The following is an 18843-nucleotide window of genomic DNA, read 5'->3' on the forward strand; positions in this document are numbered from 1 at the left end:
ACCTGACGGGAAAGAGAAATTCTACCGGAGCGCCAGGCTCCCTTCGTTGCCGTCAGGGGCACGGCGGCGGGCTTGCGTTGGCTTTCATCTTTTTCATGAAAACCTTATCCAATCAGGGCTCCAAGCAGAAAACGGTGGAAAGTCGACTAAATGTCAATTTAGCGCTGAGCCCTTGATCATCCAGGGTTTCGCCAGAAAGTTGATTAGTTCCTGCAAGTGCCCCGGTCGCCCCCTCGCGGCGTTATGCTGACCGCCATGCAAGACACCGCATCAACGACCGCTGCTGCCACCTCAATCAGCAGCGGGCTAAGCAGTCACGACGCCGCGCAGCGCCTGCACCGCGACGGCCCCAATGCACTGGCGACCGATGGCCGTCGGGGCATTCTGGCGATCATTGCCGACACCGCCCGCGAGCCGATGTTCCTGCTGCTGCTCGCCGCCGGCACCTTGTATCTGCTGTTCGGCGAGGCCGTCGAGGGCATCACCCTGTTCGCTGCGGTGCTGATCATGCTGGGCCTCACGCTCTACCAGGAGGGCAAGACCGAGCGGGCACTGGAGGCCCTGCGCGACCTGACCAGTCCGCGTGCCCGGGTTATCCGCGACGGTCAGGCGCAACGGATCGCCGGTCGCGATGTGGTTGCTGGCGACGTGCTGCTGCTCGCCGAGGGCGACCGGGTGCCGGCGGACGCCATCCTGATCGAAGGCCACGACCTGATGGCCGACGAATCGCTGCTGACCGGCGAGCCGGTGCCGGTGCGCAAGATCACCGCCCCAGATGCCCCGGCCACCGCTACGGGCACGCCCACCCCCGGCGGCGATGACCAGCCGCACGTCTACTCCGGCACCCTCATCGTGCAGGGGCAAGGTATGGCACGCGTCACAGCAACGGGTCCACGCAGTGCCATTGGCCGCATCGGCACCTCGCTGGCGACGCTTGCGGTCGAACGCTCGCCGCTGCAAATGCAGACCACCGCGCTGGTACGCAATCTCGCCGTACTGGCGGTCTGCCTGAGTCTGGTACTGGTTGGCATCTACGGCCTGCTGCGTGGCGACTGGCTGCAGGCGCTGCTGGCCGGTATCGCACTGGCGATGGCGCTGTTGCCCGAGGAATATCCGGTGGTGATGACGGTGTTTCCGGCGCTCGGCGCCTGGCGGCTGTCGAAGGAAAAGGTGCTGACCCGGCGCATCACGGCCATCGAGACGCTGGGGGCCACCTCGGTGCTGTGCGCCGACAAGACCGGCACACTGACCGAGAACCGCATGACCGTCGCCCGGCTGCGCGTCGGCAGCGAGGCCAGCAGCGCCACGCTCGACATCGACTACGGCGAACGCGGCGAACTGCCGGAAGCCTTTCATGCGCTGGTCGAGTACACCATTCTCGCCAGCGCGCCAGACCCGTTCGATCCGATGGAAAAGGCGTTTCACCGCCTCGGCGAGCACTTTCTCGCCAACACCGAGCACTTGCATCGCGACTGGACGCTCGCGCACGGCTACGGGCTCACGCCCGAGCTGCGGGCGATGGCACAGGTGTGGAAGGCGCGCGACGGCGACGATTTTGTGGTGGCCGCCAAGGGCGCGCCAGAGGCCATCGTCGATCTTTGCCACCTCAGCCCGGCTGCGCGAGCCAGTATCGCAAGTCAGGTGGACAGCATGGCGAGCGATGGCCTGCGCGTGCTGGCCGCCGCCCGCGCCCGCTATCGCGGCACGACGGATTCGCCGTGGCCAGCCGGTGAACACGATTTCGACTTTGAATATCTCGGCCTGATCGGACTGGCCGACCCGATCCGGCCGGAGATACCTCACGCCGTCGCGCAGTGCCGTTCGGCGGGCATTCGCGTCATCATGATCACCGGTGACTACCCGGCAACGGCGCGGAGCATCGCCCAGAGTGCGGGTCTGCTGGTCGGCAACACCGGTGACTCCGCCGTGCTGTCAGGCGACGAGCTGGCGCAACTGAGTGACACGCAACTGCAGCTGCGACTGCGCAGCGTCAATGTCTGCGCCCGCATCGCGCCGGAGCAGAAGCTGCGTATCGTGCAGGCGCTGAAGGCGCAGGGCGACGTCGTCGCCATGACCGGTGACGGCGTCAACGATGCGCCAGCGCTGAAGGCTGCGCACGTCGGCGTGGCGATGGGCGGCCGCGGCACCGATGTCGCGCGCGAGGCAGCATCCATCGTGTTGCTCGACGACAACTTCAGCTCCATCGTGCGGGCCGTGCGGCTCGGTCGCCGCATCTTCGACAACCTGCAGAAATCGATGTCCTACCTGCTGGCCGTGCACGTGCCGATCGCCGGCATGGCGCTACTGCCGGTGCTGCTTGGCTGGCCGGTGATGCTGTTGCCGCTGCACATCGCCTTTCTCGAGCTGGTGATTGATCCGGCCTGCTCGCTGGCGTTTGAGAACGAGCCCGCTGAACGCGATGTGATGCAGCGACCGCCGCGTGACACCGGCGCCAGCCTGTTCGGCGGCGCCACACTGGCCTTCGCACTGCTGCAAGGCGCCGGTGCGCTAGTGGTGGTAATGGTGGCCTACGGCTGGGGCTTGCAGCAGTTGACCGAAGAACAGGCGCGCGCCTTTGGCTTCTGCGCCCTAGTGGTGGCAAATCTGGCGCTGATACTGTCCAACCGCTCGCATCACGTCTCGCTGCTGGCCAGCTTGCGGCGACCCAACCGCACGCTGTGGATCGTCACCTCAGCGACGGCCGGGTTGCTGTTGCTGGTAGTTGCCGTGCCCGCGCTGGCCGGACTGTTCCGCTTCGCCGCGTTGCCGTGGTCTGCGGGCCTGATGTTGCCTGCGCTGGCGGTAGTCGCAGCGCTCTGGTTCGAACTGATGCGGCGCGGCTTTGCGCGGCATCTGCGTCGTGCGCGCTAGCCGCTGCCGTCGGCGCCGTGAGCGGCCTGCCGCCGCATGTTTTCGGTGGTGGGACCATTGCCATCGGGCTGCCAGCCCGGCGGACCAAACAGGTAGCCCGCCACGTCACGCGCCGAGCGAGCCTTGCGCAGGTCAGCAATGATGTCGATCCACGGCTGAAACACGATGCGCAGCGGGTTGTTGGACGTCAACGGTTTGACCCAGCCGTAACGCGGCTTGAGGTCGTCGCGCTCGGGGACGTAGGTGCCAAACAGGCGATCAAAAATTAACAGCACGCCGCCATAGTTGGCATCGAGATATTCGAGGTTGGACGCGTGATGCACCCGGTGCGCCGACGGCGTGTTGATGATGCCTTCAAGAAAGCCAAGCTTCGGGATCCACTCGGCGTGAATCCAGAACTGATAGAGCAGATTGATCGCAAACGCCACCAGAATGACCTGTGGCGCAAAGCCCAGCAACGCCAGCGGCGAAAAGAACACCAGCGACAGCGTGATCTTGCTGAACCAGCCGAGGCGATAGGCGGCCGAGAGGTTGAACTGATTGGGCGAATGGTGCACGGCATGATTGGCCCAGAACCAGCGCACGCGGTGACTCGCGCGGTGAAACCAGTAGTAGGCAAATTCGAGTGCAAGAAACAGCACCGCCCAACTCAGCGGATCTTTCATGTCCCAGTTGAGCACCCGATGTTCGTAAAGCCATGCCGCACCCGGCAGCGCCAGGAACGCCGGAATAAAGTCGGCAAGACGGCGCCCGGCAGCGACCGCGAGCGACGCCATCGCGCCGCGCCAGTCGTATTGCCTGCCTGCCGTCAATGTCAGCACCAGCCCTTCGATCATCGCGCTGCCGACCGCGAGGAGCGCAACCACCACGTAGACCTTCTTCAGCAACACTGCGTCCAAATGCTTCCTCCTGATCCCGTTATCTCGGTGCGATTGAACGCAGTGACGCCGCGTTCCCTGACGCGGCAATTCAATTGCAACCGGCCGTAACCAGCACCAGTTGCGCAAGCCAACCTTCAGCGACGCACCGCCGGGTTGATGCGGGTACCGTCGACAATCCGGTCGTCAGGCTGCAACACCACAGCATCGCCATCACTCAGGCCCTCCAGCACTTGCGCCGCCAACGCCGTCCGGATGCCGGTTTTTACCACCACCCGCTGCGCCCGCCCGCCGTCGAGACGGTAGGCCGCCCAGCCGTCGCCAGCGCGGAACAGCGCGGTCGCCGGTACCTGCAACACATTCTCGTCGCGTTGCAGCAGGAACTCGATCTCGACGCGGAAGCCATCGCCCAGCGCGGCCCAGCGCTCGCGCGGCGTCACCAGATCGAGAATCACCCGGGTGCGCTGCTCCTCCACGCCAAGCGCCGACACTTTGGTGAACGCACCGGGTTCGACGCGCGTGACTTTCGCGTCCAGCACCCCATCGCCCCCCCAGCGTGATAGCCGAGCCGGGAGCCCGGGTCGCAATCGCACCGCGTCGGCCGACAATACTTCAGCTTCGATTTCGAGCGCCGCCGGGTCGCCCACTTCCAGCAGTGTCTGCCCAACCGCCACCGGCGTAGCGCTTTCGAACGGCCGTTTCAGCACCACGGCGTCCACGGGCGCGCGCACCGCCACCACACGCCCGCGCCCGACGCGCCCTTCCTGACCTTCCTGACTCAAGGTGGCGCGCGCCATCTGCAGGCGCTGGGCAGCGCTGCCCTCATCCGCCCGGGCTGACTGCTGTTCGGAGCTGGCAGCCGCGGCACGCGCCCGCGTCGCTTCGACGTTGGCGTCAGTGACAAATCCGGAGCGACGCAATTCTTCGGCGCGACGCAATTCACTTTGCGCCAGCGCAGCCGCTGTCGATGCAGCCGACACCCGCGCTCGTGCCGCGCGCACTGCGGCGTCCGCTGCGCTCACCTCCGCCTGCGCCTGTGCCCGCGAGCGAGGGTCGAGCAATCCGCTGCTGGCCGGCTCGATTTCGGCGACCACCTGCCCTGCCTTCACCGCGTCACCCGGCTTCAGTTCGATGCGATGCACCAGGCCGGCTACCGGTGCGGCGAGCACGTAGCGGGTCTTCAGCCGCGTCTTGCCGTCCTCAGCAATCACTTGCTCCAGCGCGCCTTTTGTCACGGCACCAATACTCGCAATTTGCGCCGGCGCCCGCAGCGCAAACCACGCGACCCAGGCAACCGCCAGGGCGGCCAGCAGCCAGTAAAGCCATTTGCGTTGTAACAACGGATTCATCGGTCACCTGCTCAAGATTGATTTCATTGTCATGATCGACCACGCCTACTCCCGGGTTTTGAGCACCGCGATCATGTCGAGCCCGGCGATGCGACGCCGCACAGCGAGTGCGGAAAGCAGCGCCGACACGATGGTGACCAGCGCGGCGAACGCATAGGCGCCAGGCGGCACGTGCACGGGCACGCGATACAAATCAGATTGCATGTTGGTCGCCAGAAACCACGACAAACCATAACCGGCGACAAAGCTGAGCGGGATTGACAGCAGCACCAGCACCGCCTGCTCACCCAGCAGCACGTAGCTCACCTCGCCCTGCGTGAATCCGAGTACCCGCAGACTGGCCAGCTCGCGTCCGCGCTCAGCCAGCGCGATCCGAGCCGAGTTATAGATCACACCAAAGTTGATGACGCCGCCCATGATCACCGCAACCCAAGTGAAAGTGTCGGTCATCTGGCTGATCGTCTTGTACACGGCGTCGATGGCTGCCAGCCGCAGCTCCGACCCGGCAACGCGCGGTCGCTTGTCGAGCGCCCGCGCCACTGCGGCACGGGAATCCTCGTCGACGGTTAACGACGCGCCGCTCAGCACGTCGCCGTCGCCCAGTCGATCATTCAGCGCATCAAGCTCCATGTAGGCCTGCACGCCCATGTATTCGCGGGTCAACTGTGCGACCGGAATCTCGAACCGCTGCAGCTCGCCGTCCAGTACTTCGACCCACAGCCGGTCACCCACCACCACACCAAGTCGCTGGGCCAGAAAGTCATTGATCAGCAGGCCCGAAGCCGGCATCGGGACCGGCCGCAAGTCAACGTCCACCGGACGTCGCAGCACACCATCGCCAGGCAGCCCTTCGATCATCGTCTGCACGCTGTGGTTTTCGCGTCGTAGCCGAACCGGCACCGCGCGGAACCCTTCCACCCGACGCACGCCCGGCAAACCGCGCAGTTCACCGAGTGCGTCGCGCGACGCCAGTTCGGTGAAAGTCGCGGTCATGTCCTGCTGCTGAGCGAGCCGGTACTGCATGTCAGTCATGTAATTGATCGCGTTCAACTGCAGCTGAGCCATCATCATGATCGCGCCTGCAAGTGCCAGCCCGACGATGGTCAGCAGCGCCTTGAAAGGTCGTCGCTCAAGTTGCCGCAGCACCATGCGCGTGGTCTGCGCCGCATGTCGCGCAAACCACAACCGTTCCAGCCGTGTCTTCACGTAGCGCTCCGGGGCCGGCGGTCGCATGGCCTCGGCCACCGGCTCGCCTGCTGCGCGAAAAACGGCGTACCCGGCGCCGGCCAGCGCGGCGATCATCGTCAGCCCAATACCCAACAATGCCACACCGGGGCTCAATGAAAAGTCGAGGAAAGGAAAGCGGAAGTTGAGCTGATACAGCGCCGCCAGCGCCTTGCCGAGCCAGATACCGCCGGCCAGACCAATCGCTGCACCGAGCAGGCAGATCAGCACCACAAGCAGCGCGTAGTGCAACACCACATCGCGCGTGTGATAGCCGAAGGCTTTCAGGACGGCAACCTGATCACGCTGAATACCGATCAGGCGAGTGAACACGACATTGAGCAGAAAGGCCGCGACGGCCAGAAAGATGGTCGGAAACAGTTTGGTCATCGTGGCCAGTTGCCGGAACTCCTCATCGAGAAAGCGTGCCGACAACTGGATGCCACGACCATAGGCACCGCGACCACCGAAGCGTTCGAGTTGCCGGTCAACGGCGGCGATCACGTCACTCTCGCTGGCACCGGGCGCCAGCCTGAGCACCAGCTCGTTGAATGCGCCATGCATGTCGAGCGCGGCCTCCAGCGCACGGCGGTTAAGCCAAACAATGGCATAGCGCTCGTAGTCCGGGAACATCGCGCCGGGCTTGATCTGGTAGAGAAACTCCGGCGATGCCACCACCCCCACCACGGTGAACACTTCGCTGTGTCCGGCCACTGTCAGTGTGATGCGCGCGCCGGGGCGCAGCCGATGCGCCTGCGCAAACGCATCGCTCACCAGTATTTCGTCGTCAGCCTGGGCGTCGAGCAAGCGCCCGGAGCGCAAGTAAAGCCGGTTCTGCCCGCTCTCTCCGGCTTCCGACGCCGACAGTACGGCCGCCTCGATCGAATCGCCGAAATCGGGCAGGCGCAGCTTGCCAGCGGTACGCAATCGGGCCTCGACCGCGTTGACGCCACCCAGTTCAGCGATACGGGCAGCACTGCTGTTCGGCGCTCGCTTCACGTTGGCCCAGACATGCGACAGACGGTAATCGCTGTACAACCTGGCGCGGGTCTCGCGCAGCGATTCGAGCGTTGCCTGCGACATCACCAGCATGGCAATGCCCGAGGCAATCACCAGCGCAATCGCCAGCGCCTGCCCGCGCATGTGCCAGAGATCACGCAATGCCTTGCGGTGTATCGCTTTCACCAGCGCAGCTCCGCAGCGCTGATGCGCGCGGTGTTGCGCCGCTCCTCGACAATGCGCCCGTTGGCCATCGTCAGCACCCGGTCCGCCATCCGGGCGATGTCGGCGTTGTGGGTGATGACGACCGTTGTCGTCTGCAGATCGCGATTGGCTTGCTCCAGCGCCTGCAACACCTGCACGCCGGTCGCCGAGTCGAGCGCACCGGTAGGCTCGTCGCAGAGCATCACCACCGGGCGCTTGGCGATGGCGCGCGCGATGGCAACGCGCTGCTGCTCGCCGCCCGACAGCTGCGACGGGAAGTGATCGAAGCGCGCGCCCAGCCCCACCAGTGTGAGCGCCGCCTCCGGGGCCAGCGGCTTTTCCGCAATTTCGGTGACGATGGCCACATTCTCGCGGGCAGTCAGGCTCGGGATGAGGTTGTAGAACTGGAACACGAAGCCCACATGCTCGCGGCGGAACTGCGTCAACTGCGTGTCGTTGGCGCGGGTGATGTCTTCACCGTGATACCACACGCTGCCGCTGGTCGGCACGTCGAGCCCGCCAAGAATATTGAGCAGAGTCGATTTGCCGCTGCCCGACGGCCCCAGCAGCACGACAAATTCGCCGCGGTAGAGCTGCAGATCAACGCCGCGCAATGCCTGCACTTCGACGTCGCCCATGCGATAGGTCTTGGTCAGTCCCTCGGCGCGAAAAATCACGTCGTCGCGGCTGGTGGGTGTGGCTTCGTCGGCGATCACCAAAGCATCCTACCAGCCGCAGCGTTTGCGGCGTTGACCTGCCGCAACAACGCCCGTGGCCTGCACGCTGCCGGGTGAACTACCGGGCCCTACACGACCCATACATGCGCGATACTTCACAAACAGGAGGAAAACCATGATGTACAGAAAACTTTCCCGCGTCGCCGCCGCAATCGCCACCACCGTCGCCATGTTCGGCGCGCCGAATGCGCAGGCGCAGCAGCTCAACCTGCTTTGCAACGCCGCCATCGACTGGTGCGAGCTGATGAAGAACAAGTTCGAGGCAGAGACTGGCATCAAGACCAACATGACACGCCGCAGCTCCGGCGAGTCCTACGCGCAGGTCCGCGCCGAATCGGCCAACCCAAAGATTGACGTCTGGTGGGCCGGCACCGGTGACCCGCATCTGCAGGCGGCAGCCGAAGGGCTGACCGAGGTCTACAAATCACCGACGCTGCCGAAGCTGCAGCCGTGGGCCAACAAGGTCGCGGAAGCCTCGGGGTTCCGCACCGTCGGTATCTACCTCGGTGCGCTGGGTTTTGCCTACAACAACCAGACGCTGGCCAGCAAGAAACTTGCTGCACCCAAGTGCTGGGCCGACCTCGCCGACCCGAAGTTCAAGGACGAAGTGCAGATGCCGGACCCGAATTCGTCCGGCACTGCCTACACCATGCTGGCCACGCTGGTGCAGGTGATGGGCGAGGAGAAGGCTTTTGCCTACTTCAAGAACCTGCACAAGAACGTGAACCAGTACACCAAGAGTGGCATCGCGCCGTCGCAGGCGGTGGGGCGTGGCGAGACCGCCGTCGGCATCTCGTTCATGCATGACCTGATGATCGCCAAGGTCGGCGGCTTCCCGGTCACGCTGGTCACGCCGTGCGAAGGCACCGGCTATGAAATCGGCTCGATGAGCATCATCAAGGGCGCCCGCAACATGGTTGAGGCGAAGAAGTTCTACGAGTTCGCGCTGCGCCCGGACATCCAGTCACTGGCGCCACAAGCCAAGAGCTACCAGATCCCGTCGCACACCGAAGCCAAGGTTCCCGCAGAAGCGATCAAACCAAGCGATGTCAAACTGATCGACTACGACCAGGCCAAGTATGGCTCCAGCGAGACCCGCAAGCGCCTGCTTGCACGCTGGGGCAGCGAAGTGACGAGCGCGCCGAAGTAAAACCCGCCAAACCTCCCCTGCGAAGTAGGGGAGGTGCCGCGCAGCGGCGGAGGGGTGTGCGTTGCGACGACTGCCGCGCCCTGCCGCCAACCCCTCTGTCGCCCTTGGCGACATCTCCCCTGCGGTGCAGGGGAGACATCCAACTTGGCAATCGCCACCAGCAGATTTCAATGCAATCCTCCGACATCGCTGCCCGCTACACGTTTGCCCGGCAACTAGCCCGCGAGGCCGGCGAATTTGCCCACACCTATTTCGGCCGCCTGGACGAAATCACGGTCGAATCCAAGGGCACGCAGGATGAGGTGAGCGTCGCCGACCGCGATACCGAGGCCTTCATTCGGCAGCGCATCGGCGAGGCCTTCCCCGGCGACGGCATCCTCGGCGAGGAAGGTGGTGACGACCGCGCGGGCAAGTCTGTCATCTGGGTCATCGACCCGATTGACGGCACCGCCTGCTTTGTCAACGCCATGTACACGTGGTGCGTATCGATCGCCGTCGTGGTTGACGGCGTGCCCACCATTGGCGCGGTGTACGACCCGAACGCGAAAGAGCTTTTCCACGGCGTCGCCGGCGCGCACGCCAACGTCTCCGCAGGCGCCTGGGTCAACGACAAACCGGCCAAAGTAAAAGACGTCACCGACTTCAAGGGCGGCGTGCTGGGCGCAGGCTTCTCGCACCGCTCACAGCCCGACGAGTTCACGCCGTTCCTGCACCGCCTGCTCAGCCAGGGCGGCATGTTCTATCGCAATGGCTCTGGCGCGCTGATGCTCTGCTACGTCGCGGCGGGCCGTCTGATCGGCTACTACGAGCCGCACATCAACTCGTGGGACTGCATTGCGGCTGTCGCCATCATCAACGCGGCAGGCGGCCGCTGCAACGACTTCCTGGCCAATGACGGCATGACCGAAGGCAATGCCATCCTTGCGGCCGGGCCCACGCTTTACCCCAAGCTGCTGACCATCACCGGGCACGCCCGCGCGTAACGCGCCGGGCGGCCTCACGCGTGACGCCCGCCGCGCCGTTCGCAGGCGGCGATGGATGCAGCGCAATCATCTGCGCTGCCAGCGCGCGAATCTCCGCACACAGCGCCTCCGGCGCCACCGCCACCACCTCGGGCGCGAGTCCGAGCAGCAGCCGCGCGGCGTGGTTCGCACTCTCAATGGGGAGCGTCAACGTCGCCCAGCCCTGCGCGTCGGGTGCATCTGCTGTCGCTACGGCTTTGGCGGCGAAGGCACCGAGCTCCGCCAGACGTCGGCGCCCTTCCCTGCTGGCCCGCAAGGTCGCGGTCTCCGGCCGCAGGCTGGCCTCAAAACGCATCACCGATTGCTGCCAGTAAGTGGCGAGATCAAATGCTGGTGGCCGCGTCACTGCCTCGTCGAGCACTTTGAAGTCCAGTATGTTGGCCACCTTGAACGAGCGGATCTGGCTGCCACTCGCATCCGAAGTGCTGTTGGCAACGAGATACCAGACACCCGCCTTCAGCACCAGGCCAAGCGGCCCCACGCGCCAGTCACGCTCGCCGGACCAGCTCTCGTAGCGCATCGTGAGCATCCGGCCGTCGAGCACCGCACGGGCAACCGGCGGCAATTGCGGCAATGGCTCGTTGTCGCGATACCAGTCCACCGGATCAAGGTGAAAGCGCTCGCCAATGCGCACGGCGCCAGCGCGCCCGTCCTCCGGTAACGCCGTCAGCAGCTTGCGTTGCGCCAGCGCTGCTGCTTGCCCGATGCCCAGCGCCCTCGCCGCTTCCGGCAAGCCCATCATCAGCATCGCCTCGGCTTCGTCGGCGGCGAGCCCGGTCAGTTGTGTGCGATAGCCACCGGTGAGCGCAAATCCGCCGCCCGGCCCGCGATCGCTGATCACCGGCACGCCCGCAGCCGCCAGCTCATCGACATCGCGGTAAATGGTGCGCACTGACACCTCGAACTCGGCCGCCAGCGCCTCGGCCGTCTGCCGGCCGCGCAGTTGCAACAGCATCAGGATGGAAAGCAGCCGGCTCGCGCGCATGGCAGCACTTTACCGGAAATACCTGACACACCTTGGCAGGATTATTGGCAGACACTGGCAACATTCATTCGCAACCGATGAAGAACCACCATGTCTGACCCAACCGCCGACACCGGCAACACCACCCGTCGCCACCTGCTGCAGGCCGCAGCTGCTGGCGCCATCGCGCAACTCACGTGCGCCGGTGCCCACGCGCAGCCCCCTTCGGCGCCAGCAGCGCCGCCTGCCACACCGGTACCGCCGAAGACCACACCCGGCAAGCCCGGTGACTTCGACTTTCTCACCGGCAACTGGAAAATCTGGAACCGCAAGCTGAAGGCGGGCGCGACGAAAGAATGGGACGAATTCCCAGGCGAAGCAATGGTCTGGAGCATTCTCGGCGGCGTTGTCAGCATCGAGGAGCTGCGCATCCCGGCGCGCAACTTCACCGGCATGGGCCTGCGCGTGCTTGACCTCGAAAAGCGCGTCTGGAGTGACTACTGGCTGAACGCCAAGGTCGGCCAGCTCGGCAGCGAGGGCGTGCGCGGCAGCTTTGAGAACGGCGCCGGCATCTTCATCTCGGACGACAGCGAAGACGGCAAACCAGTGCAATATCGTGGCCTGTGGGACGGCATCAGCAAAACCACCTGCCGCTGGAGCCAGGCCGTCTCGCGCGATGGCGGCAAGACCTGGAGCGACTTGTGGCTGATGCAGTGGACGCGCGTGTGAACAAGGCCGCGCCGGAGCCGCCCTTCGACGGCGGCTGCGCCTGCGGGGCCGTGCGCTACCGCATGCACGCGCGTCCGATGTACGTGCACTGCTGCCACTGCACGCGCTGCCAGCGCGAGACGGGCAGCCCGTTCGCCCACCAAGCGATGATCGAATTCACCGCGTTTTCGCTGCTGTGCGGTGAGCCAGAGTACGTGCCGGTGCCCACCGACAGCGGCAACAAGCACTGGGTCGCGCGCTGTCCGGATTGCAAGACAGCGATGTGGAACGAGCACGGCACCCGCAAGGCAATCACGCGCTACGTGCGCGTGGGCACGCTTGACGCGCCCGAGGCATGCCCACCGCTCGCCCACATCTTCACCCGGTCGAAGCAGCCGTGGCTGGCGCTGCCCGAGGGCAGCAAGCAATACCCGGCCTACTACGACGCCAGCAAGGCCTGGCCAAAGGCGAGCCTGGAGCGCTACGCAGCTGCAAAGGCCGCCCGCGCACAGGAACGCGTCAACGAGCGAACGCAGCGCGCCAGCCGCAAATCCAGGCAATCTTCGAAGGCCGAATGAGCATCAGAATTTGTCCAGAATGACGATTAAATAAGGGATCCGCGCTGCGTTTGGCGGAAAGTCGACTCGTGAGTAAATTGATGCCTGAGCCCCGTACATTCAAGCGTTTCAGGAAAAAGTCGAACGACTCCGGCGGCAGCTCTGTCCACACCGCAACGGCCCGTAGCGCTACATGATCACCCGCACCGCCCGCGAGACAAAGCGGAACACCTCGGCCAGCTTGCCGGGCGGCGGCTTGGCCGGCGCCTTGGTGGTGACCGCCACACCGATCAGGATCAACGCAGTGCGTGCCTGCCCCTCCGTCATCTGGTGCTGCGCCGCGTAGCTCTTCACCATCAGGTTGGCCCACTGTTCACCGGCCATGTCCTGAGCCTGTCCGACCGCGCCGCGCACGCCGGCCACGCGGTCCTGAATCGCCCACTTGATCTCGTTGAACAGCCGTTCCACCTCATGTGCCATTGCGCTTCCCCTCATCGTTGTGCGCCCCACTCTGGCGCCTGCGATCCGAACGACCGCCGCAGCATTCTGTGCAGCGCCGATTCGGCAGCAAAGTAACAAGGCGTTACACCGGGCAGTTAGACAGGTAACGCTTTGTAGCCTGGCGGCTGCGAACTCCCGTAGCCTCGATGCAGCGGAGCGGAATCGAGGACCGCACAGCGCCGGAGTGGACAACTCTGGAGCGCCCACTCTCCACGTCGCCCCGCCACCCGGCATAACATCGCCGTTTTGCTTCTACCGTCTGGAAGGCCTAGCAATGACCGATCTCGCCACCCTCATCAACCACCAGATCCGCCTCGCCGCCCGCCCGGTCGGCCTGCCCACGCGCGACAACTGGTCGTTCACCACCGAGGCTGTTGCCACACCCTCGCCCGGCGGCATCGTCGTCAAAACGCTCTCGCTCTCGCTCGACCCGGCGATGCGCGGCTGGATGAACGAAGGCAAGAGCTACATCCCGCCGGTGGGCATTGGTGAAGTGATGCGTGCCGGCGGCATCGGCAAAGTCATCGCGTCCGACAACGCCAAATTCGCCGTCGGCGACGTGGTCACCGCCGGCCTCGGCGTGCAGGAATACGCAAGCTTTGCCGAGCCGGAGATCAAGCGGGCCGGCGTCGCCAAAATCGACCTGCGCGCCGGCAGCATCGGGCAATGGCTCAACGTGCTCGGCATGCCCGGCATGACCGGCTACTTCGGCCTGATGGACATCGGCCAGCCAAAAGAAGGCGAAACCGTCGTCGTCTCCGGCGCTGCCGGTGCCGTGGGCCAGACCGTCGGCCAGCTCGCCAAGATCAAGGGCTGCCGCGTCGTCGGCATCGCCGGTGGCGCCGCCAAATGCGACTGGGTGGTGAACGAGCTGGGCTTCGACGCCTGCATCGACTACAAAGCCGGCCCCAACGCCGTGCGCGACGGCCTGAAAGCACACTGCGCGAACGGCGTCGACATCTACTTCGACAACGTCGGCGGCGACATCCTCGACCAGGTGCTCGCCCGCATCAACCGCAAAGCCCGCATCATCATCTGCGGCGCCATCAGCCAATACAACAACACCACGCCCATCCAGGGCCCGAAGAACTACCTCTCGCTACTCGTCAACCGCGCCCGCATGGAAGGCATGGTCGTCTTCGACTACGCCGATCGCTACCACCTCGCTATCGCAGAAATGGCCGGCTACCTGCGTGACGGCAAGATGAAATCGAAAGAGGACGTCGTCGTCGGGCTGGATACCTTCCCGGAGACTTTGCTCAAGCTCTTCAATGGGGAGAATTTTGGGAAGTTGGTTTTGCAGGTGGCGGGGGAGTAACGAGCTCCTTTGGCACTTGTCGTAGCTCATGAAAACAAACGCCTCTCGCTGCTGCGACTGATCATGACATTTCGAACTTCATTTCTATTTGAAAAATGAACAATTGGTCAGAAGCGAAGGTTTGGTCAGATTCGTGGAATGCCCAACATGCTCTTGACGGAGGTGGGCAAGCGTCCACCAAACTGGTGAAAAGCAAGTCAACGGGAGAGACGGCTTTTCTAAAGGTACTTAATCGTCAAGACGACACCGAAAGGCGTGCGCGGTTCTTTAGGGAAGCTACCGCATACGCGACAACTAATCACAAGCGAATTCCGAATCTGGTTCAAAGCAACGCCCATCGACATGATGATCGCGACTTCAAACTCTACATAGTTACTGATTTCGTCGATGGGCCGACACTGAGCAAGTACATAGGTGAGAACGGCGCCATTCGATTTGCTGACGCTGTATCACTTCTTAGCGGACTAAGTGACGCTGTTTCATGTTGTCACGCGAACGGATGGGTTCATCGCGACATCAAGCCTGACAACATAATCCTAAAGTCATCAGACTTTGGTGCTCCAATGCTCTTGGATTTCGGAGTTGGCTATAAAGAGGGCATAGTCAACAATTTTGAGACCGAAAATTCTCAGGAGCTCGGCAACCGTTTCTTGCGATTGCCGGAAATGAGTGCTGGCAGTGCGTCGAAACAAGATCCGCGAACAGATATTTCGTTTCTAGGCGGCATCCTGTTCTACGTGCTAACGGAAATTGTCCCGTCGGTACTTGTCGATGAAAACGGGCGCATGCCACATCAGCGAAAGGACTCGGTGGAACGGCTCTCTGACTGCTTCGCAGGAAGTCCTCAACCATTACTCGCATTTTTTGATCAATGCTTCGCGCAGAAGTTAACTGGGCGGTTTGCTGATATAGGGCAAATGCAACTATCGCTAGGTCGGCTTGCTGCACTGCATGCAAAACCAAATGCAACTGAGGAAAAAATTACCATCGAACAGATTGCAGCTTTGCTGGACACGCAGGTGAATCGAGAGCTACAGCGTAACAAGACGCTCTACGATCTAGCGATGAATCAGATACAAATAGCTCATTCAAAAATTGGCAAAGCGGTCAGTCCAACCTTCGTTACATATCAAACTGGCTACGTCAATTTTTCGGAGGGACTACGGAACGACCTTGGATTCACGCACTTTGCTACCCATGAACATCGTTTCGTTCTGTCGTGGCACATAAAAATTGTCGGCGAAGAACTCTTAGTTGCAGCCAATGACATTACCGTTTACCGGACGGAGCTCGATGCGCCAGTGTTTTCATCCGAGTTCGCGAAGACAATCGAAGAACTTTATCTGAAGGGTCTAATGACACTCACAAAGAAGACACTGTAGAAGAAGATGAAGGGGACCAGCTAGGTAGAGCGGAAACGCGAAACGACATTCGCCATCGTTGGCCCACTCGCTAACCGTGAATTTCCTGCTATGCAGAATCTCGCGACCAGTGCATGACGCTCCGCGTAAGCACCCTACGCCCCATCCTCCGGCACAACAAATCCGATTGGTCGTTTCTTCGCCGTACTCTCTGGTGGTTGCATCAATGCACGAAGCGTATTGAGAATTCCGGTAATCGCCTGATCGTGCGTCGAGAGCTTTTGAGATAGGCGCTTATCCAGCTCGGCCAGCTGCTGAGCCAGTTGCTCGTTCGCCGCAAGCAGGCCGCGCAATTGAACGAATGCCCGAACGACGTATAGCGAAACCTCTACCGCACGGGAACTGTTGAGCACGGACGCGGCCTGCAGCGCACCGTGCTCGGTAAACACCAACGGTAATTTGCGACGACCGCCATGACCCAACGTCGTTGCCCCTTCGTTTGATGTCGCAAATTGCGACATCAAAGCCTTGAACTCATCCTCACGTACCTGAAACATGAAATCAGCGGGGAAGCGATCAGGATTGCGTCGTACCTGCTCATTGAGGCGACGCGTTTCAACGCCGTAAAGCGCAGCCAAATCAGAGTCCAGCATCACGCGTTGACCACGCAACGTGATGATTCTGCTGGTTATAGACTCAATCTGAAACATTGTTTATTTATACAGTCTCAACGTTGGCCGTAGTTGACAGAGCTCACTCGTCCGCGCTCGAAAGCGTTAAAGTGCCAAACTAAATGCTTAAGTCCACCGCCGCCACCAACGATTTGACACGCGCCTGCGTGCTGCAGCGCGAGGGTAACGTGGCGTCCGCGCAGGCGCTGTGTCGCCTGGTGCTGGCGCGGCAGCCGGATCAGTTCGATGCGTTGTGCCTGCTGGGCCGACTGCTGGTGCAGAGCGAACACTTCGGCGAGGCCGTCCTGTTGCTGCGTCGCGCTGCTTCACTTGGCGCGACTGATGCGGAGACAAATCAGTATCTGGCACGCGCGCTCATCGGGTTGGGCCGCGACGACGAAGCGATTGCGGTGCTCAAGACTGCACTGCGAGGAAGCCACACGCATGTACCGATGATCAAGCTGCTGGCGAGCGCGTTGCAACGTTGTGCGCGTTGCGACGAGGCGCGCGCGCTGCTCGGTGACGCGTTGTTTCGTGTTGGTGCCGCGACGGCCGCCACGGACCTGCTCGAGCACTGGGCTCGTCTGCTGCCGGATGACCCTGTGCCAGCGCATCGACTGGCCGCCATGCGCGGAGAAGCGCCGCCCGAGCGAGCCGCCGACGGCTACGTGACCTACCTCTTCGACCGCTATGCAGATACGTTCGATGAATCCCTCCAGGGCCTTGGCTATCAAGGGCCAGCGTTGGCCACAAAGTTGCTGCAAGCGGCAGCGTTCACGCCTGACAAGCAGCTGGACATTCTCGACGCAGGCTGCGGCACAGGACTCAGCGCATCCGCCCTGCAGCCTTTTGCGGCGCACTTGACCGGTGTCGATCTGTCGCCAGCGATGGTAGAGAAGGCACGCCAGCGCGGCGGTTATGACGCGCTGGTGGTCGCCGAACTGACCGACTATCTGGGCCGTCACACCGCGCAGTTTGATCTGATCGTCGCGATGGACACGCTCAACTACTTTGGCGAGTTGAGCACCGTATTCCGCAACGCAGCGCATGCACTGCGTCCGACCGGATGCTTCGCTTTCACGCTCGAGAAGGCAGACACTGCCGCGCCCGGCTATCAGCTGAATGCCAACGCAAGATACAGTCACACAACGGCGTATGTCGAACAACAGCTGGCAAACACCGGCTTCATCATTCAAGCGATGGATGCCGCAGTTCTTCGCCACAACGACGACGAGCCAGTGCATGGACTGGTCGTGCTCGCTCGTCGCGGCGCTGTCACATGACATCTGTTGGTCACGCTCCCCAAGAACGGTGCAACCGGGGGTGCTGGGAACGTTGCGGCCTACATAATGCGCTAATCACCCCTGGAGCACGTCCATGAAGGCAACCGCTTCAACTTTCGCCCTCTCCCTCGCGCTAAGCGCCCTCGCCCCTGCCACTGCGCAAAATCTGTGGAGTGTTTACAACAACACTTTGAAAGACGCGAAGTACGTCGACCTCACCCACGCCTTCCACCCCGCGCAGGCAGTGTGGCCGGGGTTTGGCAACGCGAAATTCAAGCCGTCGATCGCCGGGCGCACCTTTGAAGGGTTCGCGAAAGAAGGCGATGAATTCAGCTACGGTACACACGGGTTTGTGGCTACCGCCTATGAGCTGACCACCGATCAATACGGTACCCAGCTTGATCCGCCGGCGCACTTCAGTCCGCTGGGCGCGACGATCAGTGATTTGCCGCCGACCTACGCCGTGCGGCCGCTGGTGGTGATCAACATCGCCGACAAGGTGGCGAAGGATGTTAACTATCACATGACGGTGGCGGACATCGCGCAATGGGAGAAGCACCACGGGCGCATCCCGGAAGGCTCGGTGGTGATGGTGCGCTCGGACTGGTACAAGAAGTGGGACGACCCGCAGCGCTTCCAGAGCCGCCCGCACCCAGGCGTTCAACTGGAGGCGATCAAGTTCCTGCATCTGCAGCGTAAGATTCTCTTCCACGGCCACGAGCCACTGGATACCGACACCACGCCCGATTTCGCCAGCGAGACGTGGATCCTGAAGAATGACTACACGCAGGCCGAGGGTGTGGCCAATCTCGACAAGGTACCAGAGAAAGGCGCGCTGATCGCCATCGGCTTCGCCAAACCGCTCGGTGGAACTGGCGGATTCGCGCGCTACATTGCCATCGCGCCGAAGACCTGGAAACACGGCGTCACCATCAAGGAAGCCCCAGGCGCCCCGTTGCCGCAGCAAGCGCATCCCCTCAAGCGAGACGCCAATGGCGTCATGCGGCCGACACCGTAGCCCGGTCGCTGGCGCTTACGGCGCCTTG

16 protein-coding genes are annotated in these 18843 nt (G+C 62.9%); 9 read left to right on the forward strand and 7 right to left on the reverse strand.

The window, feature by feature from the left end:
• Positions 1 to 255 precede the first annotated feature (255 nt).
• Entirely contained in the window at positions 256 to 2871 is a 2616-nt protein-coding gene (locus FKL89_RS10835) for a cation-translocating P-type ATPase (RefSeq protein WP_156862768.1), read from the forward strand.
• Here FKL89_RS10835 and FKL89_RS10840 read toward each other — a convergent pair.
• The 4 genes from FKL89_RS10840 to FKL89_RS10855 all read right to left on the reverse strand — a co-directional run bounded on the left by FKL89_RS10840 (position 2868) and on the right by FKL89_RS10855 (position 8163).
• On the reverse strand, positions 2868 to 3761 hold the full coding sequence (locus FKL89_RS10840; protein WP_238363598.1) for a sterol desaturase family protein: 894 nt from the start codon (positions 3759 to 3761) through the stop codon (positions 2868 to 2870). The two genes, FKL89_RS10835 and FKL89_RS10840, sit on opposite strands and share 4 nt — an antisense overlap.
• Positions 3762 to 3886: 125 nt before the next feature.
• Positions 3887 to 5098: an efflux RND transporter periplasmic adaptor subunit gene (locus FKL89_RS10845; protein ID WP_156862769.1), complete on the reverse strand. Its 1212-nt coding sequence runs from the start codon at positions 5096 to 5098 to the stop codon at positions 3887 to 3889.
• A gap of 45 nt (positions 5099 to 5143) precedes the next feature.
• Positions 5144 to 7507: an ABC transporter permease gene (locus tag FKL89_RS10850; RefSeq protein ID WP_156862770.1), complete on the reverse strand. Its 2364-nt coding sequence runs from the start codon at positions 7505 to 7507 to the stop codon at positions 5144 to 5146.
• Positions 7504 to 8163, reverse strand: coding sequence for an ABC transporter ATP-binding protein (locus tag FKL89_RS10855; protein ID WP_156864661.1), 660 nt, complete (start codon positions 8161 to 8163; stop codon positions 7504 to 7506). Before FKL89_RS10855 ends, FKL89_RS10850 begins: the two co-directional genes overlap by 4 nt.
• Before the next feature lie 217 nt (positions 8164 to 8380).
• On the opposite strand from FKL89_RS10855, the gene FKL89_RS10860 reads away from it, so the two are divergent.
• Positions 8381 to 9412, forward strand: coding sequence for an ABC transporter substrate-binding protein (locus tag FKL89_RS10860; RefSeq protein ID WP_156864662.1), 1032 nt, complete (start codon positions 8381 to 8383; stop codon positions 9410 to 9412).
• A 170-nt stretch (positions 9413 to 9582) separates the two neighbouring features.
• Positions 9583 to 10395 carry an inositol monophosphatase family protein gene (locus FKL89_RS10865; RefSeq protein WP_156862771.1) on the forward strand — a complete coding sequence of 271 codons (813 nt, stop codon included), beginning with the start codon at positions 9583 to 9585 and terminating at the stop codon, positions 10393 to 10395.
• On the opposite strand, the gene FKL89_RS10870 is transcribed toward FKL89_RS10865, so the two are convergent.
• On the reverse strand, positions 10373 to 11419 hold the full coding sequence (locus FKL89_RS10870; RefSeq protein ID WP_156862772.1) for a helix-turn-helix transcriptional regulator: 1047 nt from the start codon (positions 11417 to 11419) through the stop codon (positions 10373 to 10375). The genes FKL89_RS10865 and FKL89_RS10870 overlap by 23 nt on opposite strands.
• A 90-nt stretch (positions 11420 to 11509) precedes the next feature.
• Between FKL89_RS10870 and FKL89_RS10875 the strand changes: the two genes are divergently transcribed.
• Complete coding sequence (locus FKL89_RS10875; RefSeq protein ID WP_156862773.1) at positions 11510 to 12127, forward strand: hypothetical protein; 618 nt, start codon at positions 11510 to 11512, stop codon at positions 12125 to 12127.
• Positions 12100 to 12684 (forward strand): GFA family protein, encoded by a 585-nt coding sequence (locus FKL89_RS10880; protein WP_238363323.1) that lies wholly within the window; start codon positions 12100 to 12102, stop codon positions 12682 to 12684. The genes FKL89_RS10875 and FKL89_RS10880 overlap by 28 nt, the downstream gene beginning before the upstream one ends.
• 168 nt (positions 12685 to 12852) lie before the next feature.
• On the opposite strand, the gene FKL89_RS10885 is transcribed toward FKL89_RS10880, so the two are convergent.
• Positions 12853 to 13143: a hypothetical protein gene (locus FKL89_RS10885; protein WP_156862774.1), complete on the reverse strand. Its 291-nt coding sequence runs from the start codon at positions 13141 to 13143 to the stop codon at positions 12853 to 12855.
• A gap of 295 nt (positions 13144 to 13438) precedes the next feature.
• On the opposite strand from FKL89_RS10885, the gene FKL89_RS10890 reads away from it, so the two are divergent.
• Positions 13439 to 14482, forward strand: coding sequence for an NADP-dependent oxidoreductase (locus FKL89_RS10890; RefSeq protein WP_156862775.1), 1044 nt, complete (start codon positions 13439 to 13441; stop codon positions 14480 to 14482).
• Between the two features lie 95 nt (positions 14483 to 14577).
• Positions 14578 to 15864 carry a serine/threonine protein kinase gene (locus FKL89_RS10895; protein ID WP_156862776.1) on the forward strand — a complete coding sequence of 429 codons (1287 nt, stop codon included), beginning with the start codon at positions 14578 to 14580 and terminating at the stop codon, positions 15862 to 15864.
• Between the two features lie 134 nt (positions 15865 to 15998).
• Here FKL89_RS10895 and FKL89_RS10900 read toward each other — a convergent pair whose 3' ends face one another.
• Positions 15999 to 16553, reverse strand: a complete 555-nt coding sequence (locus FKL89_RS10900; RefSeq protein ID WP_156862777.1) for an ORF6N domain-containing protein — start codon at positions 16551 to 16553, stop codon at positions 15999 to 16001.
• Between the two features lie 83 nt (positions 16554 to 16636).
• On the opposite strand from FKL89_RS10900, the gene FKL89_RS10905 reads away from it, so the two are divergent.
• Positions 16637 to 17797 (forward strand): methyltransferase domain-containing protein, encoded by a 1161-nt coding sequence (locus FKL89_RS10905; RefSeq protein WP_156862778.1) that lies wholly within the window; start codon positions 16637 to 16639, stop codon positions 17795 to 17797.
• Positions 17798 to 17891: 94 nt separating this feature from the next.
• Positions 17892 to 18815: a cyclase family protein gene (locus tag FKL89_RS10910; protein WP_156862779.1), complete on the forward strand. Its 924-nt coding sequence runs from the start codon at positions 17892 to 17894 to the stop codon at positions 18813 to 18815.
• The last annotated feature ends 28 nt before the right edge of the window (positions 18816 to 18843 follow it).

It is taken from the genome of Casimicrobium huifangae, assembly GCF_009746125.1.
Classification (GTDB): Bacteria; Pseudomonadota; Gammaproteobacteria; order Burkholderiales; family Casimicrobiaceae; genus Casimicrobium; species Casimicrobium huifangae.